Origin of the sequence: Pedococcus cremeus (assembly GCF_900111375.1) — a bacterium.
In the GTDB taxonomy this organism is placed as follows: domain Bacteria; phylum Actinomycetota; class Actinomycetes; order Actinomycetales; family Dermatophilaceae; genus Pedococcus_A; species Pedococcus_A cremeus.
This window is the reverse complement of the sequence record NZ_FOHB01000001.1, coordinates 222,598-236,014: the sequence shown is the minus strand read 5'-3', so window position 1 is coordinate 236,014 and position 13,417 is coordinate 222,598. Positions and strand designations below refer to the sequence as shown.

The 13,417-nt window shown below is 72.0% G+C and carries 13 protein-coding genes; 10 read left to right on the top strand and 3 right to left on the bottom strand.

The annotated features are described in order from the left end of the window. Positions 1 to 39: 39 nt before the first annotated feature. Complete coding sequence (locus BMW78_RS01035; RefSeq protein ID WP_245735595.1) at positions 40 to 1,224, bottom strand: pyridoxal phosphate-dependent aminotransferase; 1,185 nt, start codon at positions 1,222 to 1,224, stop codon at positions 40 to 42. A gap of 71 nt (positions 1,225 to 1,295) precedes the next feature. Here BMW78_RS01035 and BMW78_RS01030 point away from each other — a divergent pair, with 71 nt between their 5' ends. Continuing rightward, on the top strand, positions 1,296 to 2,762 hold the full coding sequence (locus BMW78_RS01030; RefSeq protein ID WP_143056101.1) for a glycosyltransferase: 1,467 nt from the start codon (positions 1,296 to 1,298) through the stop codon (positions 2,760 to 2,762). Between the two features lie 72 nt (positions 2,763 to 2,834). Here BMW78_RS01030 and BMW78_RS01025 read toward each other — a convergent pair whose 3' ends face one another. Further along, positions 2,835 to 4,154: an MFS transporter gene (locus tag BMW78_RS01025; RefSeq protein WP_245735594.1), complete on the bottom strand. Its 1,320-nt coding sequence runs from the start codon at positions 4,152 to 4,154 to the stop codon at positions 2,835 to 2,837. 307 nt (positions 4,155 to 4,461) lie between these two features. On the opposite strand from BMW78_RS01025, the gene rpsB reads away from it, so the two are divergent. The 3 genes from rpsB (at position 4,462) to BMW78_RS01010 (ending at position 6,626) form a co-directional block, all read left to right on the top strand. Then, positions 4,462 to 5,424 carry a 30S ribosomal protein S2 gene (gene rpsB, locus BMW78_RS01020; protein WP_091755565.1) on the top strand — a complete coding sequence of 321 codons (963 nt, stop codon included), beginning with the start codon at positions 4,462 to 4,464 and terminating at the stop codon, positions 5,422 to 5,424. Positions 5,425 to 5,469: 45 nt separating this feature from the next. After that, entirely contained in the window at positions 5,470 to 6,300 is an 831-nt protein-coding gene (gene tsf / locus BMW78_RS01015; RefSeq protein WP_091755564.1) for a translation elongation factor Ts, read from the top strand. 128 nt (positions 6,301 to 6,428) lie between these two features. Continuing rightward, positions 6,429 to 6,626 (top strand): hypothetical protein, encoded by a 198-nt coding sequence (locus tag BMW78_RS01010; protein ID WP_091755562.1) that lies wholly within the window; start codon positions 6,429 to 6,431, stop codon positions 6,624 to 6,626. A gap of 76 nt (positions 6,627 to 6,702) precedes the next feature. Here the strand turns inward: BMW78_RS01010 and BMW78_RS01005 are convergent, their stop codons facing one another. Then, entirely contained in the window at positions 6,703 to 7,302 is a 600-nt protein-coding gene (locus tag BMW78_RS01005) for an antibiotic biosynthesis monooxygenase (protein ID WP_091755560.1), read from the bottom strand. A gap of 132 nt (positions 7,303 to 7,434) precedes the next feature. On the opposite strand from BMW78_RS01005, the gene pyrH reads away from it, so the two are divergent. The 6 genes from pyrH to purU all read left to right on the top strand — a co-directional run bounded on the left by pyrH (position 7,435) and on the right by purU (position 13,390). Beyond that, complete coding sequence (pyrH, locus tag BMW78_RS01000; protein WP_091755558.1) at positions 7,435 to 8,178, top strand: UMP kinase; 744 nt, start codon at positions 7,435 to 7,437, stop codon at positions 8,176 to 8,178. Positions 8,179 to 8,321: 143 nt separating this feature from the next. Next, the gene (gene frr / locus BMW78_RS00995; protein ID WP_091755556.1) at positions 8,322 to 8,879 is read left to right on the top strand and encodes a ribosome recycling factor; all 558 of its coding nucleotides are present in this window, start codon (positions 8,322 to 8,324) and stop codon (positions 8,877 to 8,879) included. Positions 8,880 to 8,913: 34 nt separating this feature from the next. After that, positions 8,914 to 9,849, top strand: coding sequence for a phosphatidate cytidylyltransferase (locus BMW78_RS00990; protein ID WP_091755554.1), 936 nt, complete (start codon positions 8,914 to 8,916; stop codon positions 9,847 to 9,849). 56 nt (positions 9,850 to 9,905) lie between these two features. Next, positions 9,906 to 11,126 carry a dual-specificity RNA methyltransferase RlmN gene (rlmN, locus tag BMW78_RS00985; protein WP_091755552.1) on the top strand — a complete coding sequence of 407 codons (1,221 nt, stop codon included), beginning with the start codon at positions 9,906 to 9,908 and terminating at the stop codon, positions 11,124 to 11,126. 44 nt (positions 11,127 to 11,170) lie between these two features. After that, positions 11,171 to 12,421: a monooxygenase gene (locus BMW78_RS00980; protein ID WP_245735593.1), complete on the top strand. Its 1,251-nt coding sequence runs from the start codon at positions 11,171 to 11,173 to the stop codon at positions 12,419 to 12,421. 84 nt (positions 12,422 to 12,505) lie between these two features. Beyond that, the gene (gene purU / locus BMW78_RS00975) at positions 12,506 to 13,390 is read left to right on the top strand and encodes a formyltetrahydrofolate deformylase (RefSeq protein ID WP_091755550.1); all 885 of its coding nucleotides are present in this window, start codon (positions 12,506 to 12,508) and stop codon (positions 13,388 to 13,390) included. The last annotated feature ends 27 nt before the right edge of the window (positions 13,391 to 13,417 follow it).

Below are 13,417 nucleotides of genomic sequence, written 5' to 3'. Positions count from 1 at the left end.
GTGCCTGACGGTCAGTGGGCTGAGGGTGGGTGGTCCGGGTCAGCGGTTGATCTCGGCGCCGGCCCGGGACAGCCGCGCCACCGCCTCCCGCAGCACCTCGTCCCGCTTGCAGAACGCGAACCGCACCAGCGTCCGCGCGGCCTCGACATCGTCGTGGAAGACGGACACCGGCACGCCGACCACCCCGGCGACCGACGGCAGCCGCCGGCAGAAGGCCGGGCCGTCGGTCGCGCCGAGCGGCGCCGTGTCGGCGATGACGAAGTAGGTGCCCGAGGGCACCGCGACCTCCAGCCCGGCCGAGCGCAGGCCGGCGACCAGCAGGTCGCGCTTGGCCTGCAGTGAGTCGGCCAGCCCGGCATACACGTCGTCACCCAGCCCGAGGGCGACGGCCACCGCGGGCTGGAACGGTCCGGAGCCGACGAAGGTGAGGAACTGCTTGACGGTCCGCACCGCCGCCACCGCGTCGGCGGGCCCGGTCACCCAGCCGACCTTCCAGCCGGTGGCCGAGAACGTCTTGCCCGCCGAGGAGATCGTCAGCGTGCGCTCCGCCATCCCCGGGAGGGTGGCCACGGGGACGTGCTCCAGCCCGTCGAAGACGAGGTGCTCGTAGACCTCGTCGGTGACCACCCAGGCGTCGTGCTCGCGGGCCAGGGAACAGATGAGCTCGAGCTCGGTGCGCGTGAAGACCTTGCCGGTGGGGTTGTGCGGCGTGTTGAGCAGCACCAGCCGGGTGCGGTCGGAGAACGCCGCCCGCAGCGAGGCCTCGTCGACGGCGAAGTCGGGGAAGCGGAGCACCGACGTGCGGCGCACGGCGCCCGCGAGGGCGATGGTCGCGGCATACGAGTCGTAGTAGGGCTCGAAGGTGACCACCTCGTCACCGGGCTCGCACAGCGCGAGCACCGTGGCGGCGATCGCCTCGGTGGCGCCGACGGTGACGAGCACCTCCGAGCGCGGGTCGACGCGCAGGCCGTAGAAGCGTTCCTGGTGCGCCGCGACGGCCTCGAGCAGCTCGGGCACGCCGGGACCGGGCGGGTACTGGTTGCGTCCGGCGTCGATGGCGGCCTTCGCCGCCTCGAGCATCTCGCGCGGCCCGTCGGTGTCGGGGAACCCCTGACCGAGGTTGATCGCGCCGGTCTCGGCGGCGAGCGCCGACATCTCGGCGAAGATCGTGGTGCCGAAGCCGTGCATGCGCGCCACCAGGGGCGAGCCCGAGCCGTCAACCATGCACCGAGGCTAGCCGGGCAAAGAGGGCGAAGACAGGCACGGTGTCGCCGGGTCGTGACAGCATGAGGGTCATGCGGGAAGTCGACATCGACGCCGTCTCCCTCGACCGGCTGGGCAGCTTGCTGGCGCCGGAGCGTGCCGCGCGCCTGGCCCGGTACGTCGAGCGTGCCCGCGAGCTCCTCGCCGGGCGGACGGTCTGGAACGTCAACGCGACCGCCCAGGGCGGCGGGGTGGCCGAGATGCTCCAGTTCCTGCTGGCCTACACCAAGGGCGCCGGCGTCGAGACCCGCTGGCTCGTCCTCGACGGTGACCCGGCCTTCTTCGCGATCACCAAGCGCCTGCACAACCTGCTGCACGGCATGGCCGGCGACGGTGGCCCGCTCGGGGTGGCGGAGCAGCGTCACTACAGCGAGGTGCTCACCCGCAACCACGACCGGCTCGAGTCGATGGTCCGCCCCGGCGACATCGTCCTGCTGCACGACCCCCAGACGGCGGGGCTGGCCGGGATGCTGCGCGGCACCGGCGCGCACCTCGTCTGGCGCTGCCACATCGGCCGCGACGAGCCGACCGAGCTGACCGAGATCGGCTGGACCTTCCTGCGGCCGCACCTCGAGGCCGCCGACGCGTTCATCTTCTCCCGCCGTGCCTACGCGCCGGCATGGCTGCCCGACGACCGGCTCTGGGTGATCCCGCCCTCGCTGGACCCGTTCAGCGCCAAGAACACCGAGCTGAGCCCCGCCGACGTCGACGCCGCCCTGCGCGAGGCGTCGCTGGTCAACACAAGCCAGGACCACGGAAGCCTGCGGTTCACCCGCCGCAACGGCGCCCCCGGCACGGTGCGCGGGCACCGGCGGCTGGTGCTCGACGGTGCTCCCGTGACCCGTGGTGCCCGGCTCGTGCTCCAGGTGAGCCGGTGGGACCGCCTCAAGGACATGGGAGGGGTGCTCAGGGGTTTCGCGGAGCACGTCGACGACCTCCCCCCGGACGTGCACCTCATGCTCGTCGGGCCTGACGTGCAGGGCGTCAGCGACGACCCGGAAGGGGCGGAGGTGCTCGCCGAGGTGCGCGGCCTGTGGCAGGCCCTGCCGGCGCGGCGCCGCTCGCGGGTGCACCTCGCCTGTCTGCCCATGGACGACATCGACGAGAACGCCCACCTGGTCAACTGCCTGCAGCGGCGGGCTGCGGTGGTGGTGCAGAAGAGCCTCGTCGAGGGCTTCGGGCTCACGGTCACCGAACCGATGTGGAAGGCCAAGCCGGTCGTCGCCTCGGCCGTGGGGGGCATCCAGGACCAGATCATCGACGGCGAGAGCGGCCTGCTGCTGCGGGACCCCACCGACCTCGACAGCTTCGCCAAGCGGCTGCAGGACGTGCTCGTCGACGAGGAGTACGCCCGCCGGCTCGGCACCGCCGCGCGCTCGCGGGTGCGCGACCTCTACCTCGGCGACCGCCACCTGACGCAGTACGTCGACCTCTTCGAGCAGCTGTACCAGCAGGCGTCCGACCGCGGTGCGGGGGAGGGCCTGGGCTCCGGGCACTGATCCGGGCCCGCGGCGACCTCAGCCTCCGGCCCCTGCGACGGCTCCGTGGGGTGCGTCGGCGGCGGCCCCGCCTCAGGCCCCGGTGCCGGCTCCGTCCGGTGCGCCGGCGCCCGCCCCCGCAGGCGCGTCGGCGTCCGTCTGGTCCGACGCGTCGGCGTGGGCGATGTTGTCCAGCTGACGCCAGACGACCACCAGGGTGAGGCCGGCCCCCGCAAAGGCGAACCAGAACGGTGCCGCCGCGCCGAACCGGTCGGCGATCTGGCCGCCGAGGAACTGCCCCACGAGCAGCCCGACGATGAGCCCGACCCAGTAGACACTGCCGACCCGCCCCTGGTACTCGTTCGGCGTCGCCCGCTGGCGCACCGCCGACGACAGCGACCCCCACACGAACGCGTACGCGCCGAACACCACCATGACCGCCATCGCGAACCAGGGCACGGTGGTCAGCGCCAGGGCGAGGTGGGTCAGCACCTCCAGCGACAGACAGATCCTCATCAGCCGGGCCAGTGGCACCCGCCGCTCGAGCCGGTCGTACAGCAGCACCGACGCCACGCCGCCGACCGCGGAGCACGTCGTGAGCAGGCCGAAGCCGACCGCACCGACGTGCAGGCGCTCCTGGGCCCAGTAGACGAGGACGCCCCACGGGGCTCCCCAGGTGATGTTGAAGATGAAGATCACCAGGGTGAGGGTGCGGATCGGCGCGTTGCCCGCGATCCACCGCAGCCCGTCGAGGATGTCGTGGCCGATGTGCTGCTCCGGACGCTGGGGGTCCTCCTCCTGCGGCAGCCGCACCTTGGCGAACAGTCCTGCCGCCAGCAGCAGGGCCGCACCCTGCACCCCGAAGGGGACGGCGGACCCGAGGGCGAACAGGCTCGCCCCGACGGCCGGTCCGACGAACTGGTTGGCCACGAGGAACCCGGACATCTGCCGGGCGTTGCCGATCCCGAGGTCGGCCTTCGGCACGATCATCGGCAGCACCGCCCGCCATCCGGTGTCGGCGAACAGCTCGGCCACGCCGACCGCGAACAGCGTCGCGAGCAGCAACCCGATCGACACCGTGCCCGTGACGATGGTGGACACCAGCACCGCGAGTACCGCGACCCGCACCAGGTTGGCGGCGAGCACGAGGCGGCGGCGGTCGACCCGGTCGGCGACGGCGCCGGCATACAGGCCGAGAAGCAGGGTCGGCACGTTCTGCACCATCGCGGCCGCGGCGATGAGGGTGGGGTCGCGGGTGAGGGAGGCGACCAGCAGGGGACCGGCGGCCAGGGCGATCCCGTCCCCGAGCTGGCCCACCCACGACGAAGCGAGGTTCCAGCGGAACGCCGTGCCCATCCGGGCCGGCACCGCCCACTCCGTGGCGCGGTCGAGCAGGCGGGGCAGGGCGGTCACAAGGTCGCGACCCTACCCGCGGCTGCGGCGGCTGAGCACGCGATTTTCCGCCCGAGGCGCGCAGGCCGTACGATGGGAGCCGGTCTCGTGTGCCCATGCGCACGGTCCGACAATTCGCGCGTCTTCCGCCGGTGACGAGGGAACCTTCCGAACCGGGGCGCACCACGGCAGTCCGTATGCCGTGCGGCCGGGCCTCATGGCCCGCACCGCACGACCGTGCGGCGGGGTGCGTGCAGGCGCCAGGCAGGTAGCCGGGACCACCCGGGTCTACCGACGCAACTGACAACGACACAAGGGAGAACACGGCATGGCCGTCGTCACCATGCGCCAGCTCCTCGAGAGCGGCGTCCACTTCGGGCACCAGACCCGTCGCTGGAACCCCAAGATGAAGCGCTTCATCATGACCGAGCGCAACGGCATCTACATCATCGACCTGCAGCAGTCGCTGACGTACATCAACAACGCCTACGAGTTCGTCAAGGAGACCGTCGCCCACGGCGGCACCATCCTCTTCGTCGGCACCAAGAAGCAGGCCCAGGAGCCGATCGCCGAGCAGGCGACCCGCGTCGGCATGCCGTACGTCAACCAGCGCTGGCTCGGTGGCATGCTCACCAACTTCCAGACGATCTCCAAGCGCCTCACGCGCCTCAAGGAGCTCGAGGAGATCGACTTCGACGACGTGGCCGGCTCGGGCCGCACGAAGAAGGAGCTCCTCATCCTGAACCGTGAGCGGGGCAAGCTCGACAAGACCCTCGGCGGCATCCGCGACATGGCCAAGGTCCCCTCGGCCGTGTGGATCGTGGACACCAAGAAGGAGCACCTGGCTGTCGACGAGGCGCGCAAGCTCGGCCTGCCCGTCATCGCGATCCTCGACACCAACTGCGACCCCGACGAGGTCGACTACAAGATCCCGGGCAACGACGACGCCATCCGCTCGGTCACCCTGCTGACCCGCGTGATCGCCGACGCCGTGGCCGAGGGCCTCATCGCCCGCTCCGGTGCCAAGACCGGTGAGGACGCCGGTGTCGCCGGTGACGAGCCCCTGGCCGAGTGGGAGCGCGAGCTCCTCGGTGGCGAGGCTGCCCAGGCTGCCGACGCCGCCGCCCCGGAGGCCGGCGAGACCGCCGCCGCCGACGCTCCGGCCGCCGCCGAGGCTCCCGCTGCCGAGGCTGCCGCTGCCGAAGCTCCCGCTGCCGAGGCTCCCGCCGCCGAGGCGGAGGCCGCTGCCCCCGAGGCCGCGACCGACGCCGACGCCGACGCCAAGGCCTGAGCCCGCCCGCACCGAACCGCAACGACGAGAAGCGAGACAACATCTATGGCGAACTACACCGCCGCTGACATCAAGGCGCTGCGCGAGCAGACCGGCGCCGGCATGCTCGACGTCAAGAAGGCGCTCGACGAGGCCGACGGCGACCGCGCCAAGGCCACCGAGATCCTGCGCGTCAAGGGCCTGAAGGGCGTCACCAAGCGCGAGGGCCGCACCACCTCCAACGGCCTGGTCGCCGCCAGGGTCGAGAACGGCGTGGGCACCCTCGTCGAGGTCCTCTGCGAGACCGACTTCGTCGCCAAGAGCGAGAAGTTCGGCGAGCTGGCCCAGCAGGTGCTCGACCAGGCCGTCGCCTCCGGCGCGGCTGACGCCGACGCCCTGCTGAAGAGCACCCTGGGCGACGGCCGCACGGTGCAGGACCTGCTCGACGAGGCCAACGCCACCATCGGCGAGAAGATCGAGGTCAAGCGGGTTGCGCGCCTCGAGGGCGGCAACGTCGTGTCCTACCTGCACAAGACCAGCCCCGACCTGCCCGCGCAGATCGGTGTCCTGGTGGCGCTCGAGGGCGGCGACGAGCAGGTCGGCCGTGACGTCGCGATGCACATCGCCGCGTTCAGCCCGACCGTGCTGACCCGTGACGAGGTCGACGCCGAGACGGTGGAGAACGAGCGCCGTGTCGCCGAGGCCACCGCCAAGGAGGAGGGCAAGCCCGAGGCTGCCCTGCCGCGCATCGTCGAGGGTCGCGTCAACGGCTACTTCAAGGAGAACGTGCTGCTCGAGCAGCCGTTCGCCAAGGACGCCAAGAAGACCGTCGGCAAGGTCCTGGAGGAGGCCGGCGCCAACGCGCAGTCCTTCGCCCGCTTCCGCGTCGGCTCCTGAGCGAGCTCCTCTGGCTCACGCCTGACGCACGCACGTCGCGAGGCCCGTCCCCTTCCGGGGGCGGGCCTCTCGCCGTCCCCGGGACCGTATGCCGCCCGCTCGCCGCGCGCACGCGGCATACTGCCGTCATGGGGCGCAGGAGGGGGCGGCACGAACGCCGCGCAGGCCAGGCGCGGAGGCAGCACGCGCTGCCGGACTTCACGCACCTGCCGGAACCCGTGCGGATCGCCGACACGGTGACCACGCAGGAGGTCGACCCGGCGCCCGACCCGCAGGGCGGCCGCGACACCGAGACCGAGTTCGTGCTCAGGAACGCCGGGTTCTGAGGCGCCTCACACGGGGGCTCCAGAGGGGGTCCCACGGTTCCAGAGCCCCCAGGCGTTCGAGGACTTCCAGGGGTTTCTAGGCCCTTCGGCGCCGACCGGTCAGCCACGGCTGCAGCAGGGCGGTCACGCGCGGCAGCACCAGGTAGGTCATCAGCGGTGTCAGCAGCAGGGTCGACACGAGCACTCGCAGCGCCAGTGGCCAGTGCCCCAGCAGCGGGGTCAGCAGCCACGTGAAGAGCAGGTTCGTCGGGAAGAAGGCCACCCAGATCACCACGGCCTGCTTCCAACGCGGCGGAGCGGGCGGCGGCACCTCGCTGACCGAGCGCTCTGCCGGCTCGTCGAACCAGCCCTCGATGCCCGTGCGGTGCTCCACCCGGGTGTGCTCGACGAGGTCCTGCGCCGAGCGCAGCCACCGCGTGCGCTCGGTCGAGCGCTCCCAGTGCTGCAGGCTCTGGGGGGAGTCGAACCGGTAGAGCATGTGCCAGTCGGTCGAGTCGGCAGCCGGGCGCACCCAGCCGGTGCCCAGGAAGCCGGGGAACCGCTCGGCGAGCGAGGTGCCGGCGTGCACCCAGGCCTGCATGAGCAGCTCGTCCTCGGGGCGCACGCGACGGGTGATGGCGACGGTGACCGGGTGCGGTCCGGTGTTCTGGGGCACGGTGGCGGTGGGATCGGGCATGGCCGAACGATTCTCCCAGATGTGGGGGACCGCTCCCGCCCGGCGACGTGCCCGGGTCGAACCGAGGGCGCATCGTGTGGAAAGATCGAGCGACCGCAGCGAGCCCCCGAGAGCCCTCATGGAGGAAGCCACGTGACCACTGACGGAGCCGACGTCACCGAGAGCCGCTCGTACCGCCGGGTGCTGCTGAAGCTGTCGGGGGAGGTCTTCGGCGGCGGCAAGGTGGGTCTGGCCCCCGACGTCGTCCGAGGCGTCGCCCAGCAGATCGCCAAGGCCGTCCGGGCGGGAAGCCAGGTCGCCGTCGTGGTCGGCGGGGGCAACTTCTTCCGCGGCGCCGAGCTGCAGCAGCAGGGCATGGACCGCACCCGCGCCGACTACATGGGCATGCTCGGCACGGTCATGAACTGCCTGGCCCTCCAGGACTTTCTGGAGAAGGAGGGGATCGAGACCCGCGTCCAGACCGCCATCGCGATGGGCCAGGTCGCCGAGCCCTACATCCCGCGCCGCGCCATCCGCCACCTCGAGAAGGGCCGTGTGGTCATCTTCGGTGCGGGAGCCGGTATGCCGTTCTTCTCCACCGACACCGTCTCCGCCCAGCGGGCGCTGGAGATCAAGTGCGACGCGGTGCTCATGAGCAAGAGCGGCGTCGACGGCGTCTACGACTCCGACCCGCGCACGAACCCCGACGCGAAGAAGCTCGACGAGATCACCTACGGCGAGGCCATCCAGCAGGGCCTGCGCGTGGTCGACGCAGCGGCCTTCAGCCTCTGCAGGGACAACAAGCTCCCCATGGTGGTCTTCGGCATGGAGGGCGAGGGCAACGTGGTCCGCGCCATCCGCGGTGAGAAGATCGGCACGCTCGTCACCGCCGACTGACCCCCGAACGACCCGTCGGCCGGCGATGCGCCCGGACGACCGCACCACTTGCACCACCCGTGACACTTGCACCACCCCGTGACACCTGCACCACCCCGCGACACGACCGATGAGGCCGGCACCCACGGCCCGAAGGAGCCGACATGATTGACGAGACCCTGCTCGAGGCCGAGGAGAAGATGGAGAAGGCCGTCGAGGTCGCCAAGGAGGACTTCGCGGGCATCCGGACCGGCCGAGCGACCCCGGGCATGTTCAACAAGCTCGTCGTCGACTACTACGGTGCTCCGACCCCGCTGCAGCAGCTCGCCTCCTTCCAGACGCCCGAGGCCCGCACCATCCTCATCACCCCCTTCGACAAGTCGGCCATGTCGTCGATCGAGAAGACCCTGCGCGACTCCGACCTAGGCGTGAACCCGAGCAACGACGGCAACGTCATCCGCTGCGTGCTGCCGGCCCTCACCGAGGAGCGTCGCAGGGACTACATCAAGCTCGCCCGCCACAAGGGCGAGGACGCCAAGGTGTCGATCCGCAACATCCGCCGCCACGCCAAGGACCAGCTCGACCGGCTCGTCAAGGACGGCGAGGTCGGCGAGGACGAGGGCAAGCGCGCGGAGAAGGACCTCGACGCGACCACGAAGAAGTACGTCGACAGCGTCGACGAGCTCATGCGTCACAAGGAGGCCGAGCTGTCCGAGGTCTGAGGACCTCGACAGCGCGCCACCCACCTCGTCTGCCATGACCTCGCCGTACCCCACCCGTCGTGAGCTGCGGGAGAGCCGGGCTGCCGGCTCCACCGCAGTCGCCGACGACTCCTCGGGCGGGGGCACCGACCGCCGCCGCGGCGCCCCGGCAGCCAAGACGTCCCGCGCCGGGCGCAACCTGCCCGCCGCCATCGCGGTGGGCGTCACGCTCGGCGCGCTCGTCATCGTGTCGCTGGTCGTGGCCAAGGAGCTCTTCCTCGGCATCGTGGCCGTGGCGGTCGGCTTCGGCGTGTGGGAGCTGCGCAAGGCGCTCGCCCAGGCGGGCATCCACGTGCCGCTCGTGCCCTCGATGGTGGGCATGGTCAGCATGCTGGGCTCGGCCTTCTGGGGCGGCGCCCAGGCGCTCGCGGTCACCTTCGGCCTGACCTGTGTCGGCGTGCTGCTGTGGCGGGTGGCCGACGGGGTCAAGGACGCCGTGCGCGACGTCGCCGGCGGCATGTTCGTCGCGCTGTACCCCTCGTTCCTCGCGGGGTTCGCCGCGCTGCTGCTCGCGGCCGACGACGGCGTGGCCCGCGTCATCGTCTTCATCCTCGTCACCGTGCTCAGCGACATCGGCGGCTACGTCTTCGGCGTGCTGTGGGGCCGCCACCCGATGGCCCCGTCGGTGAGCCCGAAGAAGTCGTGGGAGGGCTTCGCCGGTTCGGTCCTGGCCTGCATGCTCGGCGCCTCCCTCGGGATCTCGCTCGGGCTCCACGGCCCGTGGTGGGCGGGTCTGCTCATGGGCGCGGCGGTCGCCATCGGCGCCACCGTCGGCGACCTAACCGAGTCGACCATCAAGCGCGACCTCGGCATCAAGGACATGAGCCACATCCTCCCCGGCCACGGCGGGGTCATGGACCGGCTCGACTCGCTGCTCGTCACCGCCCCGCTCAGCTGGGCCCTGCTCATGGTGTTCGTCCCCATCCAGTAGGCGCGGCCGGCAGCCGTCGTTTCCGCTGGGGCGCCGGGGCTGAGACACTGGTGGGGATGTCCGAGAACCCCGCCCCCGTGGCCCTGCCCGCGCCGTCGTCCGAGAAGCCGCGGCCGGGGCAGCTCACCTTCACCGCACCGCGGCGCGGCAAGCCGCCGCGCCACCTGGCCGACCTCACGCCCGCCGAGCGCAAGGAGGCCGTCGAGTCCCTCGGGCACAAGGGGTTCCGCGCCAAGCAGCTGTCGACGCACTACTTCGAGCGGCTCGTCGAGTTGCCCGACGAGATGACCGACCTGCCCAAGGCCATCCGCGACGACCTGGTGCGCGACCTGCTGCCGCCGCTGCTCACGCCGCACGTGCAGCGCACCGCCGACGACGGGGCGACCATCAAGTCGGCCTGGCGCCTGCACGACGGCGCGATCGTCGAGTCGGTGCTGATGCGCTACCCCAACCGGGTCACCATCTGCATCTCCTCGCAGGCCGGCTGCGGCATGAACTGCCCGTTCTGCGCCACCGGCCAGGCCGGCCTCACCCGCAACATGTCGGCCGCAGAGATCGTGGAGCAGGTCGTGTATGCCGCGCGGCAGCTGCGCCGCGGCGACCTCGCTCCCAGCGTCGGCACCTCCGAGGGCGCCGAGCTCGGCGACGAGGACGGTGCCCCCGAGGTCACCGGCCCGACGCGCATCTCCAACGTGGTCTTCATGGGCATGGGCGAGGCGCTGGCCAACTACAAGTCGGCCATCGGCGCCATCCGCCGGCTCACCGACCCCGCGCCCGACGGCCTCGGCATGTCGGCCCGCGGCATCACGATGTCGACCGTCGGGCTCGTGCCCGCCATCGACAAGCTCGCCGGCGAGGGCATCCCGGTGACCCTCGCGCTGTCGCTGCACGCCCCCGACGACGAGCTGCGCAACGAGCTGGTGCCGATCAACACCCGCTGGAGCGTCGACGAGGCCCTCGACGCCGCGCGGCGCTACTTCGACGCCACGGGGCGCCGGGTCAGCATCGAGTACGCGCTGATCCGCGACATCAACGACCAGGCGTGGCGGGCCGACCTGCTGGGCGACAAGCTCAACGCACGCGGCCGTGGGTGGGTGCACGTCAACCCGATCCCGCTCAACCCGACACCGGGGTCGAAGTGGACCGCCTCGCGCCCCGGGGTGGAGCAGCAGTTCGTCGAGCGGCTCCGCGCGCATGGCGTCCCGACCACCATCCGCGACACCCGGGGCCAGGACATCGACGGCGCGTGCGGCCAGCTGGCCGCCTCCACCGCCTGAGCGAAAGTCGGTCGCCGACGCGGCGGCCCACCTAGACTCGCTGCGTGCGAGTCCGCCTGAGCAGCAGCGCCGCCGCCTGGGGCGGTGCGCTGCTGCTCGCCGTCGCGGCGTGCGCCGGTCCCGCGGAGCCGTCCGGCGGTGCCACCGGCGCAGCAGGCGCGGCAGCCGGCTCGTCCGGTTCTGCGCGAGCCACCTCCTCGAGCCCGGCGACACCGTCCACCGCGACGGCGGCGCACGCCCACGGGACGTCCGCCACGCCGAAGGCCTCGCCGACGCGCACGCCCCTGCGCGCGGGCGAGCGGTTCCTCACCCTGCGGGTGCCCGCGGCGTACCGGCCCTCACCGCCGTCGACCGGCACCGACGACTACCGGTGCTTCCTGCTCGACCCCCGGTTGTCCCGCGACGCGATGGTGACCGGCGTCGACGTGCTGCCCGGCAACCCCAAGGTCGTGCACCACGTCATCCTCTTCCGGGTGCCGCCGGCGCAGGTCGCGCGGGCGCAGGCGCTCGACGCCGCCCAGCCGGGCCAGGGGTGGACCTGCTTCGGCGGTTCCGGCGTCGAGGGCCAGGGCGACAGCCTCGACGCCGCACCCTGGCTCGGCGCGTGGGCACCGGGCGGCGGTGAGCGCGTGCTCGCCAAGGACATCGGTATGCCGCTCGAGAAGGGCTCGCGCGTCGTCATGCAGGTGCACTACAACCTGCTCGCCGGGCGAGGTCCGGACACGACCGCGGCGCGCCTGCGGCTGGCGCCGGCCGACGGCTCACGGAAGACCCTGCAGACGGTGCTGCTGCCCGCGCCGGTGGAGCTGCCCTGCCGGCTCGGGCACACCGGCCCGCTGTGCAACCGCGAGGCCTCGGTCGCCGACGTCACGAAGCGCTTCGGAACGATCGCCGGAGTGACCGGCAACTTCCTGAACATGATCTGCAAGGGCGTCGGCCCCTCGCCGACCCAGCGGTGCACCCGCCCGGTCACCGAGAAGGCCACGATCCGGGCCGTCGCGGGGCACATGCACCTGCTGGGCCGCTCGATCAGCATCACGGTGAACCGCGGGCGGCCCGACGAGCGCCGGGTGCTCGACATCCCCGTCTGGGACTTCGACGACCAGGGCAGCCGTGCCGTCACCCCCGCGGTGCACGTGAAGCCGGGCGACACCCTGACGGTGGAGTGCCGGCACGACCAGGCTCTCCGCGACGTCCTGCCCGCCTTCGCCGGACAGCCCGAGCGCTACGTCGTCTGGGGCGAGGGCACTACCGACGAGATGTGCCTCGGCATCGTCATGGTCACCCGTCCCTAGTGCTGGTCACGCGCGAACTTCTCGACGAGTGGCTCGGTAGGGTGACGGCTCCCCGGACCACCCCCACCTGAGCGAGGAGCAGCCGTGCACGGCCAGACCACCCCGACCCCGGAGGCCGGTCGCGAGTTCGTCCTCACCGTGTCGTGCCCCGACCGCCGCGGCATCGTCCACGCCGTCACCGGGGTGGCCCTCGAGCAGGGCCTGACCATCGCCGACGCCCAGCAGTTCGGCGACCCGTCGTCGGGCGAGTTCCACCTGCGCATGCACCTGGTGCGCGAAGGCACCCCGCTCGAGGTCGAGGCGCTGCGGGCCGCACTGGAGCCGGTCGCCACCGAGTTCGCCATGCAGTGGGCCGTGCACGACCTGTCGGTGTGCCACCGGCTGCTGGTGATGGTGAGCCAGCAGGGCCACTGCCTCAACGACCTGCTCTTCCGGGCCGAGACAGGGTCGCTCAACGTCGAGATCCCCGCCATCGTCTCCAACCACGAGGACTTCCGCGGCCTCGCGCAGTGGCACGACATCCCGTTCCACCACGTGCCGGTCACGGCCGCGACGAAGCCGGCGGCCGAGGCGGAGCTGCGCCGCCTGGTCGAGGAGCACCGGGCCGACACGATCGTGCTGGCGCGCTACATGCAGATCCTCTCGGCCGACCTGTGCGCCGACTTCGCCGGCCGGGTCATCAACATCCACCACTCGCTGCTGCCGAGCTTCAAGGGCGCCAAGCCCTACACCCAGGCCCACGACCGTGGGGTGAAGGTCATCGGCGCCACGGCCCACTACGTCACGGCCGACCTCGACGAGGGACCGATCATCGAGCAGGACTTCCGCCGGGTCGACCACCGGATGAGCCCCGGCGAGCTCGCCCGCGTCGGGCAGGAGCTGGAGGCGATGGCCCTGGCCCGGGCCGTGCGCTGGCACGTCGAGCACCGGGTCATCCTGCGCGGCCGGCGCACCATCGTCTTCGACTGACCGCGGGGCCGGGTTCGAGACCCGGGC

What these genes read in the sequence shown, in the direction of transcription:
- BMW78_RS01030 (WP_143056101.1), top strand. Translation starts at nt 1,296, where the DNA reads ATGCGGGAAGTCGACATCGACGCCGTCTCCCTCGACCGGCTGGGCAGC.
- BMW78_RS01010 (WP_091755562.1), top strand. Translation starts at nt 6,429, where the DNA reads ATGGGGCGCAGGAGGGGGCGGCACGAACGCCGCGCAGGCCAGGCGCGG.
- rpsB (WP_091755565.1), top strand. Translation starts at nt 4,462, where the DNA reads ATGGCCGTCGTCACCATGCGCCAGCTCCTCGAGAGCGGCGTCCACTTC.
- BMW78_RS00990 (WP_091755554.1), top strand. Translation starts at nt 8,914, where the DNA reads ATGACCTCGCCGTACCCCACCCGTCGTGAGCTGCGGGAGAGCCGGGCT.
- BMW78_RS01005 (WP_091755560.1), bottom strand. Translation starts at nt 7,302, where the DNA reads ATGCCCGATCCCACCGCCACCGTGCCCCAGAACACCGGACCGCACCCG.
- rlmN (WP_091755552.1), top strand. Translation starts at nt 9,906, where the DNA reads ATGTCCGAGAACCCCGCCCCCGTGGCCCTGCCCGCGCCGTCGTCCGAG.
- tsf (WP_091755564.1), top strand. Translation starts at nt 5,470, where the DNA reads ATGGCGAACTACACCGCCGCTGACATCAAGGCGCTGCGCGAGCAGACC.
- BMW78_RS01035 (WP_245735595.1), bottom strand. Translation starts at nt 1,224, where the DNA reads ATGGTTGACGGCTCGGGCTCGCCCCTGGTGGCGCGCATGCACGGCTTC.
- frr (WP_091755556.1), top strand. Translation starts at nt 8,322, where the DNA reads ATGATTGACGAGACCCTGCTCGAGGCCGAGGAGAAGATGGAGAAGGCC.